The organism is Salinisphaera sp. T31B1 (assembly GCF_040361275.1).
In the GTDB taxonomy this organism is placed as follows: Bacteria; Pseudomonadota; Gammaproteobacteria; order Nevskiales; family Salinisphaeraceae; genus Salinisphaera.
In genome coordinates, this window is sequence record NZ_APNH01000005.1 from 389,674 (window position 1) to 414,948 (window position 25,275).

At 61.5% G+C, this 25,275-nt stretch carries 22 protein-coding genes; 13 read left to right on the forward strand and 9 right to left on the reverse strand.

All coding sequences use genetic code 11. From position 1 onward, the window contains the following. Window positions 1-77 precede the first annotated feature (77 nt). On the reverse strand, window positions 78-1,448 hold the full coding sequence (xseA, locus tag T31B1_RS18595) for an exodeoxyribonuclease VII large subunit (protein WP_353251035.1): 1,371 nt from the start codon (window positions 1,446-1,448) through the stop codon (window positions 78-80). 152 nt (window positions 1,449-1,600) lie between these two features. On the opposite strand from xseA, the gene guaB reads away from it, so the two are divergent. From guaB to T31B1_RS18630, 7 genes are all read left to right on the forward strand, one after another. Continuing rightward, window positions 1,601-3,073, forward strand: coding sequence for an IMP dehydrogenase (gene guaB / locus T31B1_RS18600; RefSeq protein WP_353251036.1), 1,473 nt, complete (start codon window positions 1,601-1,603; stop codon window positions 3,071-3,073). Window positions 3,074-3,174: 101 nt separating this feature from the next. Further along, window positions 3,175-4,752, forward strand: coding sequence for a glutamine-hydrolyzing GMP synthase (gene guaA, locus T31B1_RS18605; protein WP_353251037.1), 1,578 nt, complete (start codon window positions 3,175-3,177; stop codon window positions 4,750-4,752). A 92-nt stretch (window positions 4,753-4,844) separates the two neighbouring features. Then, window positions 4,845-5,042 (forward strand): ribbon-helix-helix domain-containing protein, encoded by a 198-nt coding sequence (locus T31B1_RS18610; protein ID WP_353251038.1) that lies wholly within the window; start codon window positions 4,845-4,847, stop codon window positions 5,040-5,042. Between the two features lie 113 nt (window positions 5,043-5,155). After that, complete coding sequence (locus T31B1_RS18615) at window positions 5,156-5,440, forward strand: type II toxin-antitoxin system RelE/ParE family toxin (protein ID WP_353251073.1); 285 nt, start codon at window positions 5,156-5,158, stop codon at window positions 5,438-5,440. Window positions 5,441-5,491: 51 nt separating this feature from the next. Further along, entirely contained in the window at window positions 5,492-5,734 is a 243-nt protein-coding gene (locus T31B1_RS18620) for a hypothetical protein (protein ID WP_353251039.1), read from the forward strand. Window positions 5,735-5,808: 74 nt separating this feature from the next. Continuing rightward, complete coding sequence (locus T31B1_RS18625; RefSeq protein WP_353251040.1) at window positions 5,809-8,544, forward strand: hypothetical protein; 2,736 nt, start codon at window positions 5,809-5,811, stop codon at window positions 8,542-8,544. After that, the gene (locus tag T31B1_RS18630) at window positions 8,480-9,703 is read left to right on the forward strand and encodes a hypothetical protein (protein WP_353251041.1); all 1,224 of its coding nucleotides are present in this window, start codon (window positions 8,480-8,482) and stop codon (window positions 9,701-9,703) included. Before T31B1_RS18625 ends, T31B1_RS18630 begins: the two co-directional genes overlap by 65 nt. Window positions 9,704-9,844: 141 nt before the next feature. Here the strand turns inward: T31B1_RS18630 and T31B1_RS18635 are convergent, their stop codons facing one another. The 4 genes from T31B1_RS18635 to T31B1_RS18650 all read right to left on the reverse strand — a co-directional run bounded on the left by T31B1_RS18635 (window position 9,845) and on the right by T31B1_RS18650 (window position 13,058). Beyond that, a complete protein-coding gene (locus T31B1_RS18635) occupies window positions 9,845-10,729 on the reverse strand; it encodes an HNH endonuclease (RefSeq protein ID WP_353251074.1) in 885 nt (294 codons plus the stop codon). Window positions 10,730-11,014: 285 nt separating this feature from the next. Continuing rightward, window positions 11,015-11,446, reverse strand: coding sequence for a YybH family protein (locus T31B1_RS18640; protein ID WP_353251042.1), 432 nt, complete (start codon window positions 11,444-11,446; stop codon window positions 11,015-11,017). A 101-nt stretch (window positions 11,447-11,547) separates the two neighbouring features. Then, entirely contained in the window at window positions 11,548-12,132 is a 585-nt protein-coding gene (locus tag T31B1_RS18645; RefSeq protein WP_353251043.1) for an O-methyltransferase, read from the reverse strand. Then, window positions 12,129-13,058: an alpha/beta hydrolase family protein gene (locus tag T31B1_RS18650; protein ID WP_353251044.1), complete on the reverse strand. Its 930-nt coding sequence runs from the start codon at window positions 13,056-13,058 to the stop codon at window positions 12,129-12,131. Before T31B1_RS18650 ends, T31B1_RS18645 begins: the two co-directional genes overlap by 4 nt. A 103-nt stretch (window positions 13,059-13,161) precedes the next feature. Between T31B1_RS18650 and T31B1_RS18655 the strand changes: the two genes are divergently transcribed. Then, window positions 13,162-14,097 (forward strand): LysR family transcriptional regulator, encoded by a 936-nt coding sequence (locus T31B1_RS18655; protein WP_353251045.1) that lies wholly within the window; start codon window positions 13,162-13,164, stop codon window positions 14,095-14,097. Between the two features lie 229 nt (window positions 14,098-14,326). On the opposite strand, the gene T31B1_RS18660 is transcribed toward T31B1_RS18655, so the two are convergent. Further along, the gene (locus T31B1_RS18660) at window positions 14,327-15,292 is read right to left on the reverse strand and encodes a LysR family transcriptional regulator (protein WP_353251046.1); all 966 of its coding nucleotides are present in this window, start codon (window positions 15,290-15,292) and stop codon (window positions 14,327-14,329) included. Between the two features lie 615 nt (window positions 15,293-15,907). Here T31B1_RS18660 and T31B1_RS18665 point away from each other — a divergent pair. Then, the gene (locus T31B1_RS18665) at window positions 15,908-16,696 is read left to right on the forward strand and encodes an NAD(P)H-dependent oxidoreductase (protein ID WP_353251047.1); all 789 of its coding nucleotides are present in this window, start codon (window positions 15,908-15,910) and stop codon (window positions 16,694-16,696) included. 194 nt (window positions 16,697-16,890) lie between these two features. Here the strand turns inward: T31B1_RS18665 and T31B1_RS18670 are convergent, their stop codons facing one another. Next, window positions 16,891-17,811, reverse strand: coding sequence for a LysR family transcriptional regulator (locus T31B1_RS18670; protein WP_353251075.1), 921 nt, complete (start codon window positions 17,809-17,811; stop codon window positions 16,891-16,893). Between the two features lie 150 nt (window positions 17,812-17,961). Between T31B1_RS18670 and T31B1_RS18675 the strand changes: the two genes are divergently transcribed. From T31B1_RS18675 to T31B1_RS18685, 3 genes are all read left to right on the forward strand, one after another. Continuing rightward, the gene (locus T31B1_RS18675) at window positions 17,962-18,615 is read left to right on the forward strand and encodes a hydrolase (RefSeq protein ID WP_353251048.1); all 654 of its coding nucleotides are present in this window, start codon (window positions 17,962-17,964) and stop codon (window positions 18,613-18,615) included. A gap of 54 nt (window positions 18,616-18,669) precedes the next feature. Beyond that, entirely contained in the window at window positions 18,670-19,326 is a 657-nt protein-coding gene (locus T31B1_RS18680; protein ID WP_353251049.1) for a hydrolase, read from the forward strand. Window positions 19,327-19,388: 62 nt separating this feature from the next. Further along, window positions 19,389-19,685 (forward strand): putative quinol monooxygenase, encoded by a 297-nt coding sequence (locus tag T31B1_RS18685; protein WP_353251050.1) that lies wholly within the window; start codon window positions 19,389-19,391, stop codon window positions 19,683-19,685. Window positions 19,686-19,858: 173 nt separating this feature from the next. On the opposite strand, the gene T31B1_RS18690 is transcribed toward T31B1_RS18685, so the two are convergent. Next, on the reverse strand, window positions 19,859-20,215 hold the full coding sequence (locus tag T31B1_RS18690; RefSeq protein WP_353251051.1) for a DUF1428 domain-containing protein: 357 nt from the start codon (window positions 20,213-20,215) through the stop codon (window positions 19,859-19,861). Between the two features lie 989 nt (window positions 20,216-21,204). Here T31B1_RS18690 and T31B1_RS18695 point away from each other — a divergent pair. Then, a complete protein-coding gene (locus T31B1_RS18695; protein WP_353251052.1) occupies window positions 21,205-22,797 on the forward strand; it encodes an esterase/lipase family protein in 1,593 nt (530 codons plus the stop codon). A 342-nt stretch (window positions 22,798-23,139) separates the two neighbouring features. Here the strand turns inward: T31B1_RS18695 and T31B1_RS18700 are convergent, their stop codons facing one another. Continuing rightward, the gene (locus T31B1_RS18700) at window positions 23,140-25,155 is read right to left on the reverse strand and encodes a M48 family metalloprotease (protein ID WP_353251053.1); all 2,016 of its coding nucleotides are present in this window, start codon (window positions 25,153-25,155) and stop codon (window positions 23,140-23,142) included. Window positions 25,156-25,275 lie beyond the last annotated feature (120 nt).

Below are 25,275 nucleotides of genomic sequence, written 5' to 3' on the forward strand. Positions count from 1 at the left end.
GGTGACAACCCCTGTCTATGGTGGATGGACCGGCGCCGCACTTGCCCTTCGAAAGCGCAGCGTCGTCCGACATCAGCTCACGTGCCATCGGGTCCGGTGACAGCGCGCACGTCGCAGTCGAGCCGGCCGCGGGCCAGGTCGACCGATACACGGTCGCCCGATACCACGTTATCGGCCGCGCGCAGAATATTTCCATCCGCGTCGCGGGCGATAGCATAACCGCGTTCGAGTGTTTGTAGTGGACTCACGCCGTGCAGCGTACGTGCTGCGATGTTAAAACGTTGTTCACTTGAAGTCAGGCGCGAACGCATGGCGCTAACCATTCGGTTATAAAGAACTTTATTCGCTGTCGTCCCAGCGGCGACAGCGCCGGCGGGCGAGGCCTGGCGCAGCCGCCGCGTAAGCGCCGTCAAGCGCTGGTCGTCGCGCGCCAATCGCGCGCGCACGCCGCGCAGCAGCCGCTGTTCGGCCAGGTCCAGCCGCTGCATCGGCACTTCCAGCCGGCGCCGCGGGTGCTGGCGGACCAGACGTGTCTGCAAGGCCGCCAGGCGCTGCTCGGCGGCGGCCAGTCGGGCCGTCATACGTCCGCGCAGACGGGTCATCGCCACCGGCAGCGCCTGGGCACGTGCAGCCAGGTCCGGGCAGACGAGCTCGGCGGCGGCCGTGGGTGTGGCTGCTCGGACGTCGGCGGCAAAGTCTGCGATGGTCACGTCCACCTCGTGGCCGACACCGGCGACGACCGGCACGCGGCAGGCCACGATCGCCCGCGCGACGGCCTCGTCGTTGAAAGCCCATAGATCCTCGAGCGAGCCACCGCCGCGTACCAGCAACAGCACATCGCAATCGGCGCGTGCGCTGGCGCGTTGGAGGGCGGCCACGATCGCCGGCGGTGCGGCCTCGCCCTGAACGGGCACCGGATAGACGCGCACCGAGCCGAGCGGATACCGCCGCGAGACCACGCTCAATACGTCGCGGATGGCCGCGCCGGTGGCCGAGGTGATCGCCCCGATACGTGCCGGCGCGGCGGGCAGGGCGCGCTTGCGCTCGACGGCGAACAGACCTTCGGCGTCGAGCCGGGCCTTGAGCTGTTCGAAGGCCTGACGCAGCGCGCCGTCGCCGGCGGCTTCGACGTGTTCGACGATCAGCTGATAATCGCCGCGCGCGGGGTACAGGCTCACCCGCGCCCGCAGGCGGACACGGTCGCCGTCGTTCAGCGGGCCGCGGATCAGCCGCGCCCGGTTGCGGAACAGTGCACAGCGCACCTGGGCGCTGCCGTCCTTGAGGCTGAAATACATATGCCCGGAGCGCGGCCGGGCGAGGTTGGAGATCTCGCCTTCGACCCAGAGCAATCCGAAGCTGTGTTCGAGCAGCTCGCGCACCGCCCCGTTGAGTTCGCTGACCGAGAACACGATACGGTCGGTCGAATCGGGGGCGGGGCGGTTGGGCATGAAACAGGGCTCGGGAACGCAGGACGGGCACGATCAGCGCGTGCGCGTGTATGAATGGAACAGACGTTGCTTTATAATTCGCCGTCTTTGTGGCGGCTGTTTTTCGCAACCGGAAACCCCGTTGCGAAAGCCCGCCCACTGCTGGCGAGCCTATGACTCTACGAATCAGCGAGCAAGCCCTGACGTTCGACGACGTCCTGCTCCAGCCTGCCTATTCCGATGTACTGCCGCGCCACGTGGATCTGTCGACTCGGCTGACGCGTGGCATCACGCTCAACCTGCCGCTGGTCTCCGCGGCGATGGATACCGTCACCGAAGCCCGGCTGGCGATCGCCCTGGCCCAGGAAGGCGGAATCGGCATCATCCACAAGTCGATGCCGGCCGAACGCCAGGCCCAGCACGTACGTACGGTCAAGAAATACGAATCCGGCGTGATCTCCGACCCGATCACCGTCGGCCCGGAAGCGACCATCCGCGAAGTGCTGGAGCTGACCCGTTCGCGCGGCATCTCCGGCGTGCCGGTGGTCGACAACGGTACGCCTATCGGCATCGTGACCAGCCGCGACCTGCGGTTCGAGACGCGCTTCGACGCCGCCGTGACCAGCGTCATGACGCCCAAGGAAAAACTCGTGACCGTGCGCGAAGGCGCCGATCGCGAAGAGATCCTCGGCCTGTTCCATCATCATCGGATCGAGAAGGTGCTGGTCGTCAACGACGACTTCGACCTGCGCGGCATGATCACGGTCAAGGATATCCAGAAGTCGTCGGATTTCCCCAACGCCTGTAAGGACGCCAACGGCAGCCTGCGGGTGGGCGCGGCCGTGGGCCCCGGCCCGGAAACCTTCGCCCGGGTGGCCGCCCTCGTCGAAGCCGGCGTGGACGTGGTGGTGGTCGACACCGCCCACGGCCATTCCTCCGGCGTCCTCGACACGGTCGCCCAGTTGAAGAAACGGTTTCCCGAACTGCAGCTGATCGGCGGCAATGTCGGTACCGCCGAAGGCGCGCGAGCGCTGGTCGAGGCCGGTGTAGACGCGGTCAAGGTGGGTATCGGCCCGGGCTCGATCTGTACGACCCGTATCGTGGCCGGCATCGGCGTGCCGCAGATCTCGGCGGTGGCCAACGTCGTCGCCGGCATCGCCGACACCGATGTCCCGGTCATTGCCGATGGCGGTATCCGCTATTCGGGGGACCTGGCCAAGGCGCTGGTGGCCGGGGCCCACGCGGTGATGATCGGCGGCATGTTCGCCGGCACCGAAGAAGCCCCCGGCGATATCGAGCTGTTCCAGGGCCGCTCGTTCAAGGCCTATCGCGGCATGGGCTCGCTGGGTGCGATGAGCGGGGACTCCGGCTCCGCCGACCGCTATTTCCAGGATCCGTCCGAGGAGATTCAGAAACTCGTGCCCGAGGGCATCGAGGGCCGCGTGCCCTACAAGGGCCCGCTGGGCGGCATCGTGCATCAGCTGATCGGCGGGCTGCGCGCAGCCATGGGCTATACCGGCTGCCATAACATCACCGAAATGCGGACCCGGCCCACGTTCGTACAGATTACCTCCGCGGGCATGAAGGAAAGCCATGTTCACGACGTGAACATCGTCAAGGAAGCGCCGAACTACCGCGTCGACTAGGCCCGGCCTCGGGTCGCACGCACAACGGGCGCAGGTCGGTATCGGTCTGCGCCTTTTTCGTTTCAAACCGTCCACGTATTCAACGCGAGCCAGGGAAACCGATGACCCAGGACATCCACGCCGAAAAGATCCTCATTCTCGACTTCGGCAGCCAGTACACCCAGCTCATCGCCCGCCGCGTGCGCGAGGCCAACGTCTACTGCGAAATCTACGCCTGGGACGTTACCGACGAGCAGGTGCGCGCCTTCAACCCGAACGGCGTCATCCTCTCCGGCGGGCCGGAGTCGGTCACGGCAGAACAGGGCCCGCGTGCGCCGAAGGCCGTGTTCGATCTCGGCGTGCCGGTGCTGGGCATCTGCTACGGCATGCAGACCATGGCCGCCCAGCTCGGCGGCGAGGTGGAAACCTCCGAGGTGAAGGAATTCGGCTATGCGCGCGTACGCGCTCGTGGCCACTCCAGGCTGTTCACGGACATCCAGGACCACGTCAACGACGAAGGCCACGGCCTGCTCGACGTCTGGATGAGCCACGGCGACCGCGTGGCCACGCTGCCCGAGGGCTTCAAGGTGATCGCCACGACCGACAGCGCGCCGCTGGCCGGCATGGCCGACGAAGAGCGCGGCTACTACGGCATCCAGTTCCATCCGGAAGTCACCCACACCACGCAGGGCAAGCGAATACTGGCGCGCTTCGTGCACGATATCTGCGGCTGCGGCGAACTCTGGACCAGCGAACACATCATCGAGGATCTGGTCGCACGTATCCGCGAACAGGTGGGCGATCAGCGCGTACTGCTCGGCCTGTCCGGCGGGGTGGACAGCTCGGTCACCGCCGCACTCATTCACGAAGCGATCGGCGACAACCTCATCTGCGTGTTCGTCGACAACGGCCTGCTGCGCCTGAACGAAGGCGACGAAGTCATGGCCACCTTCGCCCAGCATATGGGCATCCGTGTGATCCGTGCCGATGCCGAAGATCAGTTCATGAACGCCCTCAAGGGCGAGGTGGACCCGGAGAAAAAACGCAAGATCATCGGCAACACCTTCATCGACGTCTTCGATGCCCATGCCGCCGAACTCACCAATATCGACTGGCTCGCCCAGGGCACCATCTACCCGGACGTCATCGAGTCCGCCGGCTCCGCCACCGGCAAGGCGCACGTCATCAAGAGCCATCACAACGTAGGCGGGCTGCCGGAAGACATGAAGCTCGGCCTCGTCGAGCCGCTACGCGAACTGTTCAAGGACGAAGTCCGCGAGCTCGGCCTGGCCCTCGGCCTGCCGCGCGACATGCTGATGCGCCACCCGTTCCCCGGCCCGGGCCTGGGCGTGCGCATTCTCGGCGAAGTGAAGAAAGAATACGCCGACAAGCTCCGCAAGGCCGACGCCATCTTCATCCACGAACTGCGCGAATCCGGCTGGTACGACAAGGTCAGCCAGGCCTTCGCCGTCTATCTGCCCGTCTCCAGCGTCGGTGTGACCGGCGACGGCCGCCGCTACGAACACGTGATTGCACTCCGTGCGGTCGAAACCATCGACTTCATGACCGCCCGCTGGGCGCACTTGCCGTACGAACTGCTCGAACACGTCTCGTCACGGATCGTGAATGAGGTGAGCGGGATATCGCGGGTGGTGTACGACGTGACCGGCAAGCCGCCGGGGACGATTGAGTGGGAGTAGGGCATATCGTTTGTGCGATAGCGCCTAGCTGACGCGCTCAATCGGCGGTGCTACTTTGTTAGTACTGCTACTGCTACTGCAAAAGGGCTGTCATGTCGACCACGTCGTTAAAACTCCCGGACGAGCTCAAGGCACGAATACAACGGGCGGCCGAAGCCCGCGATACCAGCGCTCACGCCTTCATGGTGGAGTCGCTTCAGAATGCGGTGACGGCCGCAGAGCAACAGCTCGCTTTCCATGCGGACGCACAAGATGCCTGGCAGGAGATGTGCGAGACCGGTCAAGCCTAAGACGGCGAGGAGGTGCATCGGTATATCTCGGCCTGCGCTCACGGCGAAGTCGTAGAGCGGCCGCAGCCCAAGCCGTGGCGAGAATAATCTATTCGACCTGAGCACTTACCGATCTGGATCGCGTCACTGACTTCTTGTTTGAAGCCGATCCGGCCGCTGCAGCAGAGACGGCCTACGTGATCGTGTCGGCTCTTAGAACGCTGGCAGATCATCCGCTTATTGGCCGAGTATATGCGGACGGTATTCGCGAACTGGTCATCTCGAGAGGCCGCACGGGCTATGTCGCGTTGTACCGCCACATGCCGCAGCGATCGTTAATTGCGATGTTATCGATAAGGCGCCAGCGTGAGAACGGGTATTTGAGCGGTAAGCGATCCCGAATCGGCATGTGGCGATGAAAGCTCAAGAGAGCGAGCGCTGCGGTAGCGATGTATCACGCGGAGGCAAGCATGGAATACGTCTTCACGCTCCGGTTTCGCGCCAACAACTTGGATTGCGGCGATCAAGCGTTCATGGATCGTCTTTTCGAGGCAGGTTGCGGTGATGCGCTGGTTAGTATTGGTAATTCGGGAACACTCGCGCTCGAGTTCGCTAGAGAAGCCGATGGTGCTAGCGAAGCCGTCGAAAGTGCGATGGCAGATGCGCGGAAGGTGGTTGGCGGCGCTGAGTTACTTGAAGTGATTCCTAGCTAGTCTGAGGTCTGCGTTGTTGCGGGTTTTTATATGTCGCAGTGCTGTGTTTACGAGCTTGCCTAACTGAGGAACGAATGGCTAAAAATAATAAGAAGAAAAAGCGGCCACGAGGTAAAAAACGATCGGGCGGGTTAGCTAAAACTGCATCTAGCGCATCCAGATCTGGATCTAATGCGGGTAGGGGATTTCGCTACCAAGACGCCGTGTCCGCTTGGTTGGCGGTAGAAATATGGGCTGGTCAGCGAGCGCCCGCCATCGTGATCCCGGAAGGTGGCGACGACATTGAGCTGCGTGGCGAAGCAACGAGCTTTGTCCAGGTCAAGAGCCGGCGGGAACACCTTGGGGACTATACGGAAGGCGAGACGGTTGGACACATTGAAGACCTGTGGAATCGGTCGCTTGGCTTCGCACCGCGGCCGCAGCAACTTGAGCTCGTTCTTGAGCGGGAGGTAGCGGGCCTCCATCCCCTCGACCACCACCCCGCAGTCCGCCCAATCGAAGGTCCGATCAGCACCAGACTTGCAAAGTTCAGTGGGGCCTCTGATCTTCTCCCACGAACATCAATCGTCGTGGCAACCTCACCGCAGGAATGGGCGATCAGCCTGATCGTAGATCGATTGCACTGCGCCCCGATCGCAGCCCAGATGTGCTTTGCCGATCTGCTGGTCCGCGTGGGTGCTCTGGCAGACGCCAATGGCCGGTTAGCACCGGAGAACTATCGTGGCGTTTCGATCTCCGACACCGAAACGTCAATCCGCGATGTCTTGGCCGCTATCGACATTGACGCGATCGAACGCGCCCTCAGGGATGGCGTCTGCGAACCGGTAGATTTCCTTACGCCTCTCAACGACCCAAACTTCTATCTCGGGGTCGATGTAGAACCCGGTCACATCGCGGCAGGTTTGGTGGCCGAACGTCCCCGAAGCAGATCGGCGTTGGTGGAGGGTATTGAACAACGCCGGGCCGCGTTGATCGTCGGACCGTCAGGGGCCGGAAAATCCGCTTTGATGTGGGAGGCCGCCAACGCGTTGCGCCATACGGTGCGGTGGTTTCGTATCCGTCGTCTGAGTGCGGAGGATATTCCATCTCTGCGCCAGTTGGTCCGGACGTTTCGCGCTTCAGTAGACAGCCCCTTGGGCTTCGTCATGGATGATGTCGGCCGGAATGGGCCGGAAAGCTGGGGCGCCTTGCTCAAAGAGGCGATGTCTGTGCCCGGCGTCGTCCTGCTCGGTTCGGTCCGGGAAGAAGATGTTACGCTGATTGCAGAGCGCGCGCGGGCAGCCGAAATACGCGCCGTTCCCGATTACGAACTCGCAGAACGACTCTGGCGAGAACTGCGCGAAGCCGAAAAGACGAACTGGGCGGGTTGGTACGAGCCGTGGAAGATGAGCGATGGCCTTCTTCTCGAATATGTCCATATCCTGACGCGCGGACAAAGGATGCACGAACTCCTCGCCGATCAAGTCGCGGCCAGAGTTTCAGATCCGAAGCGTTCCCTTGAACTGGATATTCTGCGATCCGGCGCCTGGGCAGGCACAGCGAATGCTGAAGTCGATGCATCGCGATTGGCGCGCGCGCTTTCGGTCAGTGAGGCCGATCTGTCACGCGCCTTACAGCGCCTCATCCAGGAACATCTGGTTCGTTCACCTGCTCTGGGTGCGGTCACCGGCCTACACCAGCTTCGATCCGAAGAATTGCTGCAGCTCACGCACCAGACAACAGTGCCGACCCTCGAAACGAGTTTCGAACGGACGATCGCGAGTGTGCCCGCCGCCGATCTCGAGCCGTTGGTCGCGGACACGCTATCTGCGCGGCGCTTGCCTGTTCCAACGGTGCTCAATGGCCTGATTGCCCGCTTGAAGGACGAACAGGATGCGCGGGCATTGGCCTCAGCGCTCCGGGGTTTAGGTTCGGGCCGTGTTTCCTTGGGCGTCGACGAATGGCTGGAAACGCCTGAAGCGCGTGCGCTGCCGCGAACGCAAGTCGGAAGCGCCGCAATGTTCGGGATTGCGGGTATTGATCTGAGTGGTCTCAGCATCATCCCGGAGGTACAGGCCGCAGCGGATCGACTTTCGCAGATCAAAGGTTCGCCAGACGATGACCCTCGCCGCCTGTTGATGGAGCGTATGTCACCCTCTGTCCTGTCTGTCCTGATCGAGACAGCGGATTTGGCGAGCTTAGATGAGATTCTCGCAGCGTTGGTCGGAATGCCATTGCCAGCCGCGGTGCGGGCGAGTCTCATGCAGGCTCCAGAAGGCTTCTTGAATGCCAATCTCGATCTCTTGGGGTCTCTGATGGGCACCTTGTCCGCCCTGGATCGTGAGATCGCCAGTGATTGGGTCGCCGAGGTCGGGCAAGAGGCGCTGTTCGCACGGGTTCAGGCAGAGACAGCTTGGGCCGGGCCAGTAGCTACCGAAGATTCGGATGATGGAGTAATTGTTTGTTGCGATCTTTGGTACGTTGCCGGCTCCGTACAGCAAGAACCGCACGACGCGGTTGTGGGTTTGTGTGAGCTGATTTTGGCACTGTGTCCGTCGGCTGACATTGCGGTGTCCAACGCTATTACCGCAAGCGGCGAATTGGCTGGCCTTGCTCGGATGCCGTTCGCTACAAAGCGCATTCCCCGGAAGAATCTTCCTCCACCATCAGTTCCTCAGTGGAATCGACGGTGGGGTGATCTAATTTCCCGCCGTGTCGCCGCTCCCAGCTATAGCGACTATCTCTCGAGAGGCTTGGCGATTCTCGATGCGCTTGTACCGACGTTGGAGAAAATTTTTCGAGGCGCACGTTCGTGGCAAGAACGCGCCTAAAGGACTCTTTGAAACACTGAACTCCCTAAACGCTGAGACCGAAGCGCTAACGCCCCCTGCTATTTCGTCATTGGAAGCCTCGGGCGTGGGAGACAAAGGGGCCAACATCGCCGTCACCAAGTTTCAAAACCTCCTGCACAGTGCAAGTGTCAATGTCGTTAAGAGGTTCGCGATCCTGCCCTATCAAGCTGGCGCCTACATTGGCTGGCTGAGCGATCTCATCACCGATGTCGACGTGGCTGTTTCTGAAGAGCCTTGGCAGCTTGTTAGTGATGGACCTCCGACGATGCTTACACGGCTCAATAGGCTTTTAGAAACGTTGCGAGTTCTGGCCGGGGAAGCGCATGAGCGACAGGAGGCGCCAGCGATTACTTGGGCGGCCCGCGGCAAGGGCGCCCGGGCCGGTAACGCTTTAAAACTCGTATCGCTCCTCGCCAAGGCCGCGGGAGATAAAAGATTGGCTCGACGGAAGGCCGAAATTGAGCGGTCGGCGAACGAAGCCGGGATCGATGCCGTTTTCCATCTCCGCGTCGATCCGACCGGCATCCTTCCGTGGCCCCCGGCAAAGGTTCTGGCACTGCTTTCAGCGAGTGATGTCGCAGACGCGGTCAGCGCGCTCGCTGAACAAGCGGAAACGTTGCGATCTTTGGTAACGTCATCGGCGCATCTGACGGTCATGGCTTTCATCGACGGGATTGCATTCCCGGCGCTCGCGAGGTCTGGTCATCAAACTCTTTTTCCTTCCGTCGAACGCGCTGTTATTTGGGCTGAAGATCTCGGGCTGCGCTGCGCTCCGTCTGCCGTGGCCAGCCTGTTTGGAGAAGTGCTGACTCTGGCCGGTGAACTTGGCGCAATGGATCGTCTGGGGCTAGGCGCCGAATCCCGTCCCGAAGCGGAAGTCATTGCGCGCCGAGCCGTGGAGACCTCTTTCGACAAGAAGAGAGAAGATCTGGTTCGAGAACTGGAAACGTTCGAGCTGGATACTCAAACCGATATTTTTCGGTTGATCGAGCGGCTGCAAGCCGGGGTAATCGATTTTGCCGCCGAAGCGCAGGCCGCGCTTGGTGGGGCCTCTACGGAGATTGCGGAAGCGGCGGACTCTTTGGCTCTACTTCTGCTCGACTGTGAATTTCAAAGAGATGTCATCGTAAATCAATAAACTTTGTAGTGCTCGGATAGTCATTTTGCCATCGCCTTGCTGCTTAGTAATTGGAGCCTACCACTCGTTGCCGCTGTCGAGCTTGATGCAATACAGGCGCTAAGGCGTCGCGACGGGAGGCTGGCTGAGCGTTCATCCTGGTTAGGCCTCGCCGGCTGGCTGATTGGTTGTCTTTTCTTGAACTGAATCAAATCCGAAAATCGCAGGAACCTTTTCACCCTTCACCGGCTTGCGTCCGGTCAGATTCTCGACCTTTACCCTCGGCCGGCCGTGCAGTGCAGGGTTGAGCGATCCCGGCGTTGGGAAGGGCGGAAGCGACAGCGGTCGGCCATCGATGCAGCGGTCCTGCGAGACGAAGGGCAGAAAAACTTGAAGGACCTCATTGCCATAGGCCAGAGTGAAGAAGGCGTAGGGTACGGTGTCGATTCCGGCCCGCCGCCGCATTAACATGAGAACGATGAGGTCGTTTCGCATCGGGCCAGGGATGAACGTCCGAAAGATTGGAAACTCCGCGACGAAGTTCCGCGAATGGTTGGTGTCGCGAATCCAGTCATACGTTTCTCGGAAGTGTTGGGTCTCGACGTCAGGGATGAGAGTCAGGCCGATCTTAACTAGGCCTTTGAGGGCAGCGACCGGGATATAGGTGTCGCGGTGCAGCTCGAATCGAAGCTGCTTGACAGCCTCGTCCACCTCGAAGAACGGATCGTCTTCGTACTCCTCGAGCTGAAAGCCCGTGCCGGAATACTCGACGCGCCAGCCCTTGTTGGGACCTGGCTTCTTGATGGTTGGGACTCCATTTCGGCCCTTGATGCGCGAGAGCGTGCGTATAGGCTTGGTCCAGTTTCCGAGATGATTTTCGATACCCTCACCGAACAGATGGTTGCAGGCGTCGCACTCATAGTTGCTGAAAAGGCCGGTGTTGCCGAAAGCCGCCGGCATCGCGTGGGCTTCATCCTTAAAAGTCACGGCCGGCTCATCTTGGTAGCAGAATCGGCAATGCCGAGGATGATCCGCGCTCCCGAGCATCAGCTTAGCGCAAGGATCGGGGTCAGGTCTTGCATTTTGCGCACAATGCAAGACCTGACCCTATTTTCCTCTTCGGTTCAATGTGGGCTTGCTCGGCCGCTCAAGGGGGAAGGACAAAACAATGTTTGGATGGATTCTGGCGCAATGGCAAAAAAGCGGCCCAGAGGTCGCATGACGTTCTGGGCCACGTCTTTGGTAGATATGCCCACCAACTGGTCGCACGCTGGTCGTGGCAGCTGTTCCGCGCCTTGACTATCTACAGCACGATCACCTCGATGGGATCGCTCAGGGGCGGTAGTCGGTCACACCGGCGCCGGTTTTCAGATCGATGGGCACCGACACATGGTCGTGAATCATCAGCCATTGGCCATCGAGCTTGCGCAAACCGATGGTCTCGCGGGTCCACAGGTCGATCTTGTTGCCGGCCACAGAGCCCATGAAACGAGTGAAACCGGTGGTGAAGGCGACATCGCCGGAACAATGGACCTTCATGCCCTTGAACTCGAATACGGGGTCTTCGTCGAACATCTCGAAAAAGGTGATCCAATTCTGTCGGAAGGACTCCCAGCCCTCGAAGCTGAAGGGCGGCATCACATCGAAGCCGAGGTACTCCTCTCCCGGGTAATAGGTAGCCATCGTCCGGTCGAGATCGCGTGACTGGACGGCGTTCTGCCACTCTGCGCGCAAGGCGCGAATCTGTCTTTCATCCTGGGTCATGGGTCGGTTCCTGAGTGGGTTGAGCAAGTGACCATGTTGACGTGTGTCAGTGTCAGGGCATCGTCAGCAGAGGATTGAGACGAATCCCGGTGAGATCCGCGTCAAGTCGAGCCGCCGGTCTTGCGTATCAGCGACGTGGCTCCATTTTCGATATGACCATCGATATGCCAGCGTTCGGCGGTCGCGAACTCGGCGTCGAGCAGGCGCTGATTGGCACCGTGTGCAAGACACAGGTTGCCGCAGATGAGCAGTCCATTCGGCTTGAGCCGTTCGTACAGCTGCTCGATGAGCGACAGCGATGGGGCAAGACCATCGAAGAATGCGAGATCGTAGGGGCCAGGCAGATCAGCGAGAACGTCGAAAAAATCGCCGTGGTGCACGCGGACGTGTTCTGCGAATCCTGCGGCCTCAAGGTTCTCACGAGCTAAAGCCACGTGATCGGGATCGCGCTCGATGGTATCCATCTGCGCACGATCTTCTGCACTTGCCAGCAGGCAAGCGGTGTAGCCGATCGCTGTACCCAGCTCGAGAATACGCTCGGGGCGCTCTGCTCGTGCCGCGGCCAACAGTCCAGCGCCATCCTCGAACACATAGGCATGGCAACCGTGACGCTGGCGATGCTCATCGGTTTCAGCGCGCAAGGCTTCGAAGCGAGCAACATCGGAATCGATATTCGTAGTCTTCATGTCATGTACCGGTTGAGCCAGTTGAGCATCGGCTCGGGGCGGCGCTGGAATTCCAGATAGCCATCCCAGCGGGCCTGGGTGCCGTGTATCCAGTGCAGCGATTTCTCGTCGATCGGAAGCGCATCGAAGGTGGCCTGGACGTCGGCAGGCGTGGTCATCAGGTCGTCGTGAACCTGGTAGATGAACGTCGGTGTGTGAACGCTGCGGGCCCAATCGTTGGGCGACATCTGGTCGAAGGTGCAACTGGCGGCGAGTTGCACCTCGCGTTCGAGCGTGTCGAGGTGATCGGCCAGGTTCATCATTTCCAATTCACGACGCATGACCGAGCCGATCGACAGCGGCTGACAGAGCACCAGGCAGCGCACGTCGTCGAATTCCCGCGGTTCGGTGTGGATCGCGAAGAGCGTCGCGTTGGCGCCGTTGCAGCGCGAAAACAGCCCTACTGCCACGCCCTCGAGATCGGCCCGCGAGCGCACGTAGCGCAACGAGCCGATGACGTCGCGTGCTTCGAATCGACCGCCGCTGTTGAGTCCGCCGTTGGCTGATCCGCTCAACCCGAAGTTGCGCTCGTCGTAGGTGAGTACGTGATAACCCGCCTCGTGGAGAATGCGGTAGTCGGCCAGATAATCGACCTCGAAGGTGTTGCCGCCGGCGGCGCCGAAGGATCGCCACGGTTCCAGATGGCTGGCCAGCCCATAGCGGTTGAACGTCAGTGGATGATTGACGATGACGAGTCGCCGGGAGTCTGCGCAGGGGATGTACCATGCTTCGAGCGGCACCCCATCCTGTGACGGAAAGGTCACGTTCTCGAAGACAAGCCCCTCATCCGCCGGTGTCTTGAGTACGGGCGAGCGCCCGGGCTGACTCCAACTCTTGGCCATGGCCTTCAGGGTCTGAGTGATGTCGTTTTCTGGCAGTGGCTGCATGATCTCGATTCTCTGGCACGTTTCGGGGCAATGCCATGTCGTCTGGGACCGTATCTAGCCAGCTCTCTTGTATTCGGGGAATGACGAATTACGATAGATGGTCATGCAAAAAGTGAATGCTCGCGCCACGGGACACCTTCATTTACGCTCGCTGCGTTTTCTGGCGCAGGTGTTGAGTCTGCGCAGTGTGACCCGCGCGGGAGAGGCGATGGGGTTGAGCCAACCCGCCGCGAGCCGGCTGTTGGCGCAGCTGCGGCGTGCGTTGGCAGACGACCCGCTGCTGGTGCGTACTCAGGGTGGTGGCTACGTGCGCACCGCGCGCGCGGAGGCCTTGATGCCGCAACTGGCCGAGGCGATCGCCGCTGAGGACCGCTTGTTTCAGCCGCCGAGCTTCGACCCCTCGTACTCCGAGCGTGCCCTGCGAGTGGCAACGACCGACTATGGCGCGGCAGTCGTGATCAGGGAGTTTGCGCGCGTGACCGCCTGCGAAGCGCCGGGCGTATCGCTGGATTTGCGCGGCTGGGAGAGTGAAACGCTGGTCGAATTGGAGGAGGGCCGGCTCGACTTCGCGCTCTATACCGACGAGGCAGTGCCGCCAGGATTCCATCACGAGAGTTTGTTTACCGAACGCTTCGCCTGCGTCGTACGGCACGACCATCCGGTTTTGGCGTATCGAGACGCCGACGGCCGCATCTCGCCATTACGACTCGCCGAGTTACCTCGCGTGGTCCTGCTCTACCCCGAAGGCAATGCCACGGCAATCGACGACCCGTTGGCGTGCCATGGTCGAGCAAGAGGACCGGGAGATACCGTAACGCCATATTTTCTCTCCAGCCCGCTGCTCATCGGTCAGTCCGAACGCGTACTTTGTCTGCCGCGGCGGGCGGCAGAGCTCGTCGCGCCGTTGGCCGATCTCGCCGTGATCGATTTCCCGCAGGCGGGGGAGATCCACTACTGCGTGATCTGGCACGAACGGGCAGCACGGGACCCGGCAATTGCTTGGGCGAGAGCGTGTCTTCGACGAGCGGTGGGGCGTTGAGCGAGATTGATGTTCACCGCTCAACATGAGGCCGAACCTATCGAGCGGCTGGGAATGACCCCGGCATGAGATAAGGCATACCCACCATCAATCCGCGCGGAATTGGGGTCACGCGGAATTGGGGTCAGGTCTTGTATTGTGCGCATAATGCAAGACCTGACCCTATTTTCCTCGGTGCCACTTAACCCGTTTGCATGCTGATCGGCGCCGCGCAGCAGACCTGCCAGGGTCAGGAGCCGTTGATGTAAGGCGCGTGATGTGATTCAGGCTCCGCGACCCTAGACCCGCTCTTATTTTGGTCCTCAACCAGACGTCCGATGAAGTCGCGGATCCAGCGGTGGCCCGCATGCCTATGACATCTCTCGTGCCAGATCAGATTGATTTTGAATTGTTCTCCTAGCCAAGGGACGTCAACCATCATGAAGTTTTCTGACTGCCTCAGAAATAGGCGCCTTGGCACGAGCGCAACCAGATCACTATCTAAGACGATCTCCGGCAAGAGCAAAAAGGAGGCCGCTGACACGACGACGTTGCGTCGGTAACCAAGTGTCGCCAAAGCACTGTCCACTGGCGTTTCGAAATCTCCGCCCCGCGGTGACACCACGACGTGTTCCAGTTCGACATATTCGTCTATCGTCATATCCGCCTTCAGCCGAGGGTGATCGCGCCTTCCTATGAGGACATAACTTTCGTCGAATAAGTGACACGTCCGCAGGTGCGGAGCCGGTGGCCTGGGAAGGGCGATGACAAGGTCGACGTCCTTGTTCCCCAGTTGCTGCTCCACTAGCTCGGGCATCAGGTTCCGAACGGCCACCCGTACTCCCGGCGCTGTCTGCCGGAGAGCCAGGACGAGCGGCATCACCACCGCGGCCTGGATATAGTCAGAACAGCCGATTGATATGGTCAGCTTCGCCGTGCCGGAATCGAAGTCTTGATGAGAATGTAGCGCGTTGCGCACGTGATCCAGCGCGTCTCTCAGTTGCGGTGCAAGTTCGATTGCCTTGGCGGTCGGGATCATGCCTCGACGAGTCGGAAGCAGAAGCGGGTCGTCAAACAAATCCCGAAGCCGCGCGAGTTGCGCGCTTACCGCCGGCTGACTGAGGTTCAGTTGATCTGCCGCTTTCGTTACGTTTTGTTCGGCGAGCAGGACTTCGAGCGTCGCCAAGAGATTGAGGTCGATGCGACTGTTATTCACTCTGTCTATTCCTGGTCGCCGTTTAATCAACTCTATATATGAAAATCGCGGCGCTGCCCATCAACGGCTTGGCCGGCTGAGGGGAAGCTGGTTGTGTTGGCGTCGGGCTCCTGGCGCGAACGCGATTGCGGCCGATCTTACGATTGATAGATAGCCGCCAAACCGGAGCTTACGGGGCCGTGCCGCGCCGACTGTCTAATCGAACACCCGCGTGCACAAGCTGCCAACGTGGTGATCAGCGACTAGGTATCCGCCATCTGGATACCACATGTTAAGAAAATCGATTTCAAAAATATTATTCGAATGCGCATATTAAGGCTATCGGGCTTTCAATCCCGAGCCGGAGGCATCGAGTGATCTTAGTCAGCATCCCATTCCGACTAGCTCAGCGCATGCTTCGGCGCGAACTGCTGCGACGAAACAAGCACACTGCTGGCGATCGAGGAGTCTCGCCGCGCCATCAACAGAGTAAGTAGCGAAATCGATGTCGGCATCATCGGGCCGAGTGTGCCCGCGGGTGCACGCTGATTCTACGAAAACGTCTGTGTCACCAGCGCGCGTGACATGACAAGCAATTGATACTGAACGGGAAAATAAAAAATCGGAGATAGTCTTGTGAAGAAAAATATTCTCATCGTTCACGCGCACCCGGAGCCCACTTCGCTGACACGGCAGCTGGTCGACGTGACCGCTGAGACGCTGTCGGCAGCGGGGCACACCGTGGTCCATTCGGACCTCTACGGCATGAAGTGGAAGGCGGTGTACGACGCCGATGACTTTCCGATGCGCGACAATCCTGAACGGCTGTCGTTCGTCATGGAATCGGGCCATGCTTATGCAAGCGGCCATCAGACGCCCGACGTGATCACCGAGCAGCAGAAGCTGCTCGAGGCCGACGCTGTGGTCCTGCAATTCCCGTTGTGGTGGTACGCCGTGCCCGCGATCCTAAAGGGGTGGATAGAGCGGGTCTATGCCTTCGGTTTTGCCTACGGCTATCAGAATGGCTCCAACGAGTTCCGTTTTGGCGAGGGCATCCTCAAGGGCAAACGGGCGCTGGTCAATGTGCAGGCCGGCGGCCCAGCGGCCGACTATGGCCCGCGGGGTATCAACGGGCCGATCGAGCAACTGCTGTTCCCGCTCACTCATGGCGCGCTGTTCTACCCCGGCATGGACGTGCTCCCGACGCACGCGGTCTATCGCGCGGCTCACGTTTCCACGGCGGAGGAAGTGGAGGCGATCAAGGAAGCATGGCGTATGCGGCTCGCCGGGCTATTCACCGACGCGCCGATTCCCTTCCGGTCGCAAAACGGCGGTGACTTCCCCGATCGCCACACCATGGCCGACCATGTTGCGCCGGGCCAAACCGGCCTCGCCGCGCACGTTGCCGATTTGATCGACGGGTAGAGAGCAACACCGATGTCGCCTGCATTGTTAGCGCTTGCCGTGGCGGCCTTCGCCATCGGCACGACGGAGTTCGTCATCATCGTGCCTGTTCCGGAGACTGCGCGCGAATAATAGGTGTCAGACTACAGTTCGGTTCCAAATAACGCGTCCTGACGTTAAAAATTGCGGTCTATCCCCGATTACCTCGATCGTTTCTACTGGCGATCCCTGATGTCGTTCTTAAACGGCGTTTCCTTCGCGAAATGCGGCGCTTCTCCGAAGTACTCGATCAGGAGTTCGGTGAGAACCCGTACTTTCCGCGCAGGATGCTGACTCGGCGGACGCACGACATATGTACCGGCAGGCGGCGGCGGATAACGTTTCATGACCGGTACCAGTGCGCCCGACGTTATCTCGCTATGGGTGAGGCAGTCGGGCAACCAGGCGATACCCAGGCCCGCCACGGCGGCGGCAACCAGCGCGGTGCCGTTGTCGGCCTTGAAACGCCCGTGCGGACGAACCGTGATGGCTTTGTCGCCATCCATGAGCTGCCAGGCCTCGGTGCCTTGCATCAGGGCCTGATGGTCGAGGAGTTCTTCCGGCGTCTCCGGCGACCCATGCGCTTCTATATAGGCCGGGCTCGCGACGAGTTTCCCGTAAAGCGGTCCGACGCGCCGCGCGAGCAGGTTGGAGTCCTGTAGATAGCCGACTCGTATCGCACAGTCGTAGCCTTCGGCGATGAGATCGACAAACCGATCGCTGTAGGAGGTATGGATGTGCAGTTCGGGGTGGCGTAGCGCCATTGTCGCGAGCAGAGGTGCGAAGTGAGTCGGGCCTAGAGAAATCGGCATCGCGACTCGCAAACGGCCGCGAAGGTCAGCCGCGGGCAATATCGTTTCTCGCGCCATGTCGATCTCGCCGCAGACCCGGGCGGCGTAGTCTCGGAACGTGGCCCCCGCTTCCGTGAGAGCGGCTCCGCGGGTCGATCGTGCCAGGAGTTGGACGCCGAGTTCCGCTTCCAGCCGGAGCAGCCGTCGGCTCACGATCGATTTCGATATCCCAAGCCGGCGCGCTGCCGGAGATACACCCCCGGAATCAGCAACCTGCACGAATGTTTCCAGCGCTTGTATGTCCAGTTTGGTGTTCCTCTTTGTGCGACACAGTGTGGCCTCGGAGAGGACTACTTTAGCGAAAACCGGGATGACAGTATTTATCTCGGCCGCGTCGCAACAGTCGCGTGCCATTCGGCAATCGAGCCTGATTCACAGCGACAGCAGGGGATAAGCATGGCACTTCGTAACGGTTTGACCTCACTTCTTCGCCCCGAGGAGTCGGTAGTCGTCCTGATCGACCACCAGCCTTATCAGCTCGCAAACGTGAACAGCCACGAACCCCAGATGGTGGTGAACAATTCGGTCGGTCTGGCAAAAGCCGCGAAAGCTTTCGACGTCCCCACCATTCTCACCAGTGTCATCGCGAAAAACGGGGGCGTGTTGTTCCCGCAGATCACCGACGTCTTTCCGGGTCAGGAAGTGATCGATCGAACGCTTATCAACACCTGGGAAGATCGTCAGGTGGTTGCGGCGGTTGAAGCGACGGGGCGCAAGCAGCTGATTCTCGCCGGCCTGTGGACCGAGGTGTGCGTGGCGATGCCGGCGATCCAGGCGCTCGGCGAAGGCTGGGACGTGACGGTCGTGACCGATGCGTCGGGCGGGGTGTCGGTAGAGGCCCATGAGGTCGCCATCCAACGCATGCTCGCAGCCGGCGCGAACGTAATGACCTGGCTCGCCGTCGCGGCCGAATGGCAGCGCGACTGGGCCCGAACCGAACACGCGGCCGGGCTGGCGGAAGTGATCACACAGCATGCCGGGGGTAGTGGCATAGCGTTCTTGTGGGAGCAGCAACTGCTCAAAACGCCGGTGCCGGCCATCCCCGACTGATCAACGACCTTTTAGCCCGACGAACCTTCACCACAACTGAAAAAAGAGCGACTCATGGCAAGCGAACCCATCCGTAACCCGCAGACCGACCAACTTCTCACACCCGAGAATTCGGCGTTCATCGTCATCGACTATCAGCCGATCCAGGTTTCGTCGATCCGCTCGATGCCGCGTGACGAGCTGGTATTCAACATCACCAGTACTGCGAAGGCCGCCGTCAATTACGACCTTCCCATCATCCATTCGACAGTCAATGTCGAATCGGGCCGTAACAAACCGCCGATCCAGGAGCTACAGGAGGTGCTGGGCGATCTGCCTACGTATGACCGCACGTCCATCAATAGTTGGGAAGACACCGAGTTCAAACAGGCGGTCAAGGCGACCGGCCGCCGCAAGCTCATCATGACCGCGCTGTGGACCGAAGCGTGCCTGACTTTCCCGGCGCTCGATGCGATTCAGGAAGGCTTCGAGGTTTATGTGCCGGTCGACGCGGTTGGCGGCACATCGGTCGCCGCGCACGAGGCGGCGCTGCGGCGTATGGCGCAGGCCGGTGTGAAGCTCATCAGCCGCGTACAGATGTACTGTGAGTTGCAGCGCGACTGGGCGCGCGAGGCGACCGTTTCCGGTTTTATGGGCGTTTTCGACAACGCCGACGGCTTCAATCCCGAAAAGGCGGCCGAAAAAGCAGCCAAGAGCGCCGCGGGTCGTTGATACGTGATCGCGGTGGCGACCGCAACGTCGGTCGTCGCCGCCACTAAAAGGATAGAAAGCTGATGAGTGAGCTATTCATCGTGGTCGGCTTGAAAGCCAAGGCCGGCAAGGAAGACGAACTTCGTCGTGACCTGGCTGTGCTGGTCGAGCCATCGCGTAACGAACAGGGCAACATCCGCTACGACCTGTTCGAAGATCAGGACGAGCCGGGACGCTTCGTATTCGTGGAGCAGTGGGCGTCGGTCGAGACGCGTACCCAGCATCACGAGCACGGCGTCCATATTCAACATTTTCATGCCAACGGCGTACGCAACGTCGAAAAGACCGAATTCGCGCATATGTTGAAGCGCGTCGACTAATGAACGTTCGGGAGCGGGCCTCGGTGCGCCGGTCTTCGGGTCACAGAAAGCGCCCTCTCCAGAGGCGGCCGCTCGACGCTCGCTCCGCCGATCCCGTCGAAATTCGGTGACAGACTATTAATCTCGGTGCCAGGCCAGTGTTTTCCGCTCTATAGGATCACGCCCGTTTTATCCTATTCGGCACCCGCCTTGAAGATCGTCTCGAAACCGCCGTGGATCATGCGTTTGCCGTCGAAGGGCATGTCCAGTTGGCGCCAGCGCTCGTCGTGTTCGACGCTGGCCATGCAGGCATCGGCGGTTGCCTTGTCTGGCCACAGGACCCAGCTGAAGACGACGGTTTCATCTTCTTTCAATACGACCGCACGGCGCATATCGGTCTGCTTGCCGTCGGGAACGTGGACGCCCCAGTTCTCGACCAGTTCGAGTGCGCCGTATTCGGCGAACAGCGGCCAGGCGGCCTTCGCACTGGCGATATAGTCCGCTTTCCGGCGATCTTCCACCGGGCTCATAAAGCCGCTTACATAAGTCATGTCGGGTTGCCTCACTTTCGTGCATCGGTCGTGTCGCCGCGCCGGGCGGCCTTGATGGCGCCAACGTAGATCTTGTGAATTGTCATCATTGCGGCCATGCCACGGAGATCGCAAGTCAGGGGGGCCGGTTGCGTATCTGGGCACCGCGCGAGTGCCTTTGGCCCCACTTGATGGCGAGTGGTACGACACTGCGGCCCGTCTTGGAGCGAAGTCGGCGTGCTCGTTGAGCAGCCGAGACGACCGGCGGCGTCGAGACAGCCGATTTCGTGCCTGCAAGCTTTTGCTTTGAACCTGGGCTGAAGGACGCGGGTATGGCCCGGCGCACGGGACACGCACTCTTAAAAAATACGACGGAGCGTAATCGACCAGAAGTGCAGCGTGCAGCGGCGCTCGAAACTGGAACGAGCTCGTCCGATCGATGGGCTCGTCGGTTACCGGGTCTGCCTATAGGTATCGACCAGTCGACGTGATCCGACACCCGTGGGTTGTTGCCCGGCGATCCGGAGGCCAGAGCGTGTCCAGCCATCGTGTCCAGCAGGTCGAAGTACTCGCCTTCATTGATGCGATGTCAGCGCGGGCACGGTACTTGCCGCTCGGCATTGAGCGACTCGAGCTCGGCCTCCGGTTTGGCTTTGCCGTGTTGTCGTCATCGTCGCCCGTGGCGATGTCGAGGGTTGGCGCATAGGTCAAGCGGCTGCCGACTGCGAACACGGAGGCCGCGTTCGAGTGGCGCGCAGCACCGGCGATCCACACGACTTATGCGTCGTCGATCGCCTTTGCCGGGGCTATGCGACCAATTGCTGCGTTGATCTAAAGCCGCTGTTTATTCGACAGGTTTTCGATCGGCGTGCGTTCACAAGAAAAAAAACGGTTTGTCGCGTTGGGCGACGGTCGTACGTTTAAACCAGGCCAGACGCGGCACTCTGATGCGTGTCGTGTCGGCGATGGGCGAGGCGTGTTTAAACGATGGCTTTTCAAGGGGTGAGGTCATGCCGTTGAATTCGAGACATCCGTACCATCCGATCATCTATGTTCGCGGTTTCGCCGCCACCCAGGGCGAAATCGAAGACACGGTGGCCGATCCGTACATGGGCTTCAACATCGGTTCGACCAAGGCCCGGGTTGCCTGGACGGGGGACGTGAAACGCTTTTATTTCGAGTCGCCGCTGGTGCGCTTGATGAGCGACCACAAATACGAGGATGTGTTCGTCGAAGGCGACGACTTGCTGGCCGCGGAGCAAAGCGAGCGCAAGATTCCCTACCAGTGCATCGTGATTTATCGCTATTACGATGAGGCATCGGCGGATTTCGGCGACGATAGCGTGACGCCGCCGATCGAGCATTTCGCCCGCGGGCTGGACCGCCTCGTCCTGAGGCTGCGGGACAAGGTCTGTGCCAATCCCGACAACGGCGTCACGGTGGACGCGTTCCGAGCTTATCTGGTGTCCCATTCGATGGGCGGACTGGTCTGCCGTGCGTTTCTGCAGAATCCGGACCTGGGATCTGCCGAGGCGCGCGGCGCCATCGACAAGGTCTTTACCTATGCCACGCCGCATAACGGGATCGACCTGCGCATCGTACGCAATGTGCCCGGCTGGCTTTCGTTCGGCGACGTGAACAACTTCAACCGCGAACGCATGGCGACATATTTGGGCCTCGAACCCGGCCCGGACGTTTCCCGGGTGACGAACTTCCCGGCCGAGCGGATTTTCAATCTGGTCGGTACGAATTCACGGGATTACAAGGTGGCGGGCGGGGTATCGGCCTGGGCGGCGGGTGACGCCAGCGATGGCCTCGTACGTATCGAAAACGCGACCACGCACGGTCTGGATGCGCACGGTAACGCCGTCAGCTCGCCGCGGGCGTTCGTGCACCGCAGCCATTCCGGTCATTACGGCATCGTCAACTCGGAAGAGGGCTACCAGAATCTCACCCGATTCCTGTTTGGCGCGCTGCGTGTCGATGGTCATCTGGATCTGGATGACGTCACCCTGCCGATCGAGGTGCAGAAGGCGCTGGACGAGGGGCGCAAGATCCGCGCGTCTTATCAGTTCGAAGTGGCGGTGAGTATCCGCGGCTGTCAGTGGGAGATGACCCGCCGGGAAGCACGCGAGCATTCGGCCATGTTTCGGACCTACGATGCACTGTTTCCGGCCGATCACAACGGTCAGCGCAGCCCGGATCGCAGCCAGAGCCCGCATCTGTTCTCGGTATTCCTAGATCCGGCCAAGAGCGTCAAGTCATCGAAATCGATCAGCTTTGCGTTCGATCTCAAGGTGCTCGTGCCCGATTACGAGGTCGACGGCATTGCGTTTCTCAAGCGTCATTACGAAGGCGGCTTTCTCTACCGCGAGCTGGTTCTCGTCGAGGCGATACCGGACCGCCAGGCGCCGAGTGGCTGGCGCGCGAAATATGGTTTCCAAAGTACCAACCCGGGCAAGCCGGGCGTTGCCGCCTCGGAGAATCAATCGAACCACCTCGAAAACCAACACGGCGGCCTGCGTTTCGAGGTGCCCATCGAACAGAGCGCGCGGCCCGGTTTGCGGGGGCGGTTGCGTATCGAGGCGCGACCGTGGCGGTGATCGCGGCCACGCTCGGCGCGTCTTCGTATGTCGAGCAGGCCGGCCCATGGCCCGACGCGGGTATGAGGCGCAATCCGGGGCCAGCCTAGCGTCGTCGTTCTGCGCGCGTGCCAGCCGTCGGCAGCTCGGTGACGACGGGCACTGTCTTTCGAATGTTCGATTGGCTGTTCGTGCCGACCGTGATCGGCGCAGCCGCGCTGTGCAACATTTTCTGCGGTAACGTCATGCGATGCGGCTGGGGTTCGACGGTGCCGCGGGGCCGCGTGATCGTCTGCACATGAATGCGCTGGGGCCGCTGTGCCCGGGCCCGGCGCCGAGCCGCCGCCTGTCGGTGGGCGTTCGTCAGTGCCCGGGATCCTGGCCTGGGTTGTCGACGCCGAGCGTGTCGAGCACGGTTGCCGCGGCCCGGCCCTGGAGCGCGGCCGTGAACCGTTCGGCGAATCGTTCGTGCGTCACGCGCTCGCAGGCGGTACGCAAGGGGCCGAACTTTAGTACCACATGGCGCGAGCGCGGGTGGATTTCTGCGGCGCCGAGCGTGATACGTCGGCGGCGCGGCAGCGGCGCTTCGTTGTGCAGCTGCAGATAAACGCTGAGCTGGCCGTTGCGGCGATCAAGGCTGATGTTGTCGAGCGAATCGATCGGAATCGGATCGCGCAGTTGGCAGCTGATAATCGCGCGCTCGGTGACCTGGACTGCGACCGGCGATGTGCCGGCCATCCGCCATGCCGCCAGGCCCAGGCTGAATACACCGGCGCACGGCATGACGATCGCCGGCAGCAGCAAATCGTGGGTTGCGTAGCCGGACCCGAAGAGGAACAACCCGCCGAGCAGGCCTGCGATACCCAGCACCGCGCACAAAACGATCACCGCTCGCATATCCGCGTAGTAGGTATTGTCGACGGGCGTGTCGTGTTTGTCCTGTACCAGCTCGTGCAGCCAGCGGGCGTAGTTGTCGGCAAGCAGCTGGGCGAGATCGCGATCGACTCGTTCGACGATGGCACAGGCAGGGCCCATATAACGCGCCAGTGCGCTTTGCCCGGGCGGGACGATGCGTTCGGCGCAGGTCCTCACATCGCGGTTCTCGGCAACGCCGAGCGCGGCCAGGCGTTCATTCAGGCCGGGGTGGCGTGCGTGGGGATCGCCCGCGTCGGTGGCGTCCAGTGCCACGCGTGGCATGGCGTTCTTGCTCAGCCAGGCATCGGCGGCGGTGAATGGCCGCTGTGGGTGGGGGATCTCACCATTCTGGCAGGCGACGACTGCCTGCCGGGCCACCTGCTGGCTGGCCGCGGCACGTAGCACGGTTGCGGCGGCGACCGGCGCCGAGCTGGCCTCGGCCGCGGCCCGATCGGCGCGATATTCTGCCGTGCGCCGTTCCCGGGCCACGGCACGATCCAGGGCTGCCATCACGCTCTTGGCAATACAGGCGACCGGTCGAGTGAGCAGGCCATTCAACTGGGCACGGGCCGCGCTGTTCTGGAGAGCAGCATAGCCGCGGCCGATGGCGCGTTGTTCGGCGCCGAGAATCAGTGCCTGCTCGATGTCGGCGTTGGCGACGTGCGATAGCTCGTGGGCAATCAGGGCCGCACATTCGGCTTCGTCGAGATGCGCGAGCGTAAGCATGGGCAGGTGTAGCGTGCAGCCGTGTACATCAGTGCCGGCAGGCTGAACGCGTACCGGGGCGGCGGTGACGAAAGCCCCGTCCACGAAACCGAGCACGATCTGGTCGGGCAGCTGCGTGTTCTGTGCCTGGGCGATACCGCGTACGGCCTGCCAGACCGCCGGGGCCGCGGATTCGGTCAGCAGTTGGCCGGCTATCGGCATGACCGGCTGCTCGTCCATAGTTCGGGATAACGCACGGGTGCCGGCCACGAAGCGAAACAGGTCGAAACCGGCAAACAGCGCCAGGCCGGCACAGGCCATGACCGCAGCGTGATGCAGGATCGGCACATCGCTCTGCAAGGGATCGAACACGGCCAGCGCGACCATGACCCAGACCGCGCCGCCGGCGAAGGTCGCCGCCAGTGCCGCGGTGGTGGCGATCAAGGCCGGACGCAGCCGCTGACGCAACCAGCGCGCTGCCGTGATGAGATGTGCCGGCGACCGAGCGGCCTGTCGGGCCTGACGATGACCGGCGACGAGGAGATAGAGGCCGAAAACCAGCCATAGGCCGGCGGATACGGTCATGACGGCCGCGGCAAACGCCTGGATACGGAACAGGCCGACTACCGCGATCTCGCCCGGCACGTCGGATGCCGAAGGGCCGTGTAGCCACCCCAGAATGGCCAGGGCTAGACAGACCGCCGGGGCAAAAAACGCGGCGCCAAGGGTTCGGGCAACGACAGGCAGGGAAGACATCATGACAGTGATCAGCGGCCGAAAGCGCCCGCGAATATAAACGATCGCGTATCCCGTGGCAGTGCATCCGGCCAGAGTCGCGGTGGCTCGAGGGTGTGCCGGTCGGACAACGCGTGGCGTCAC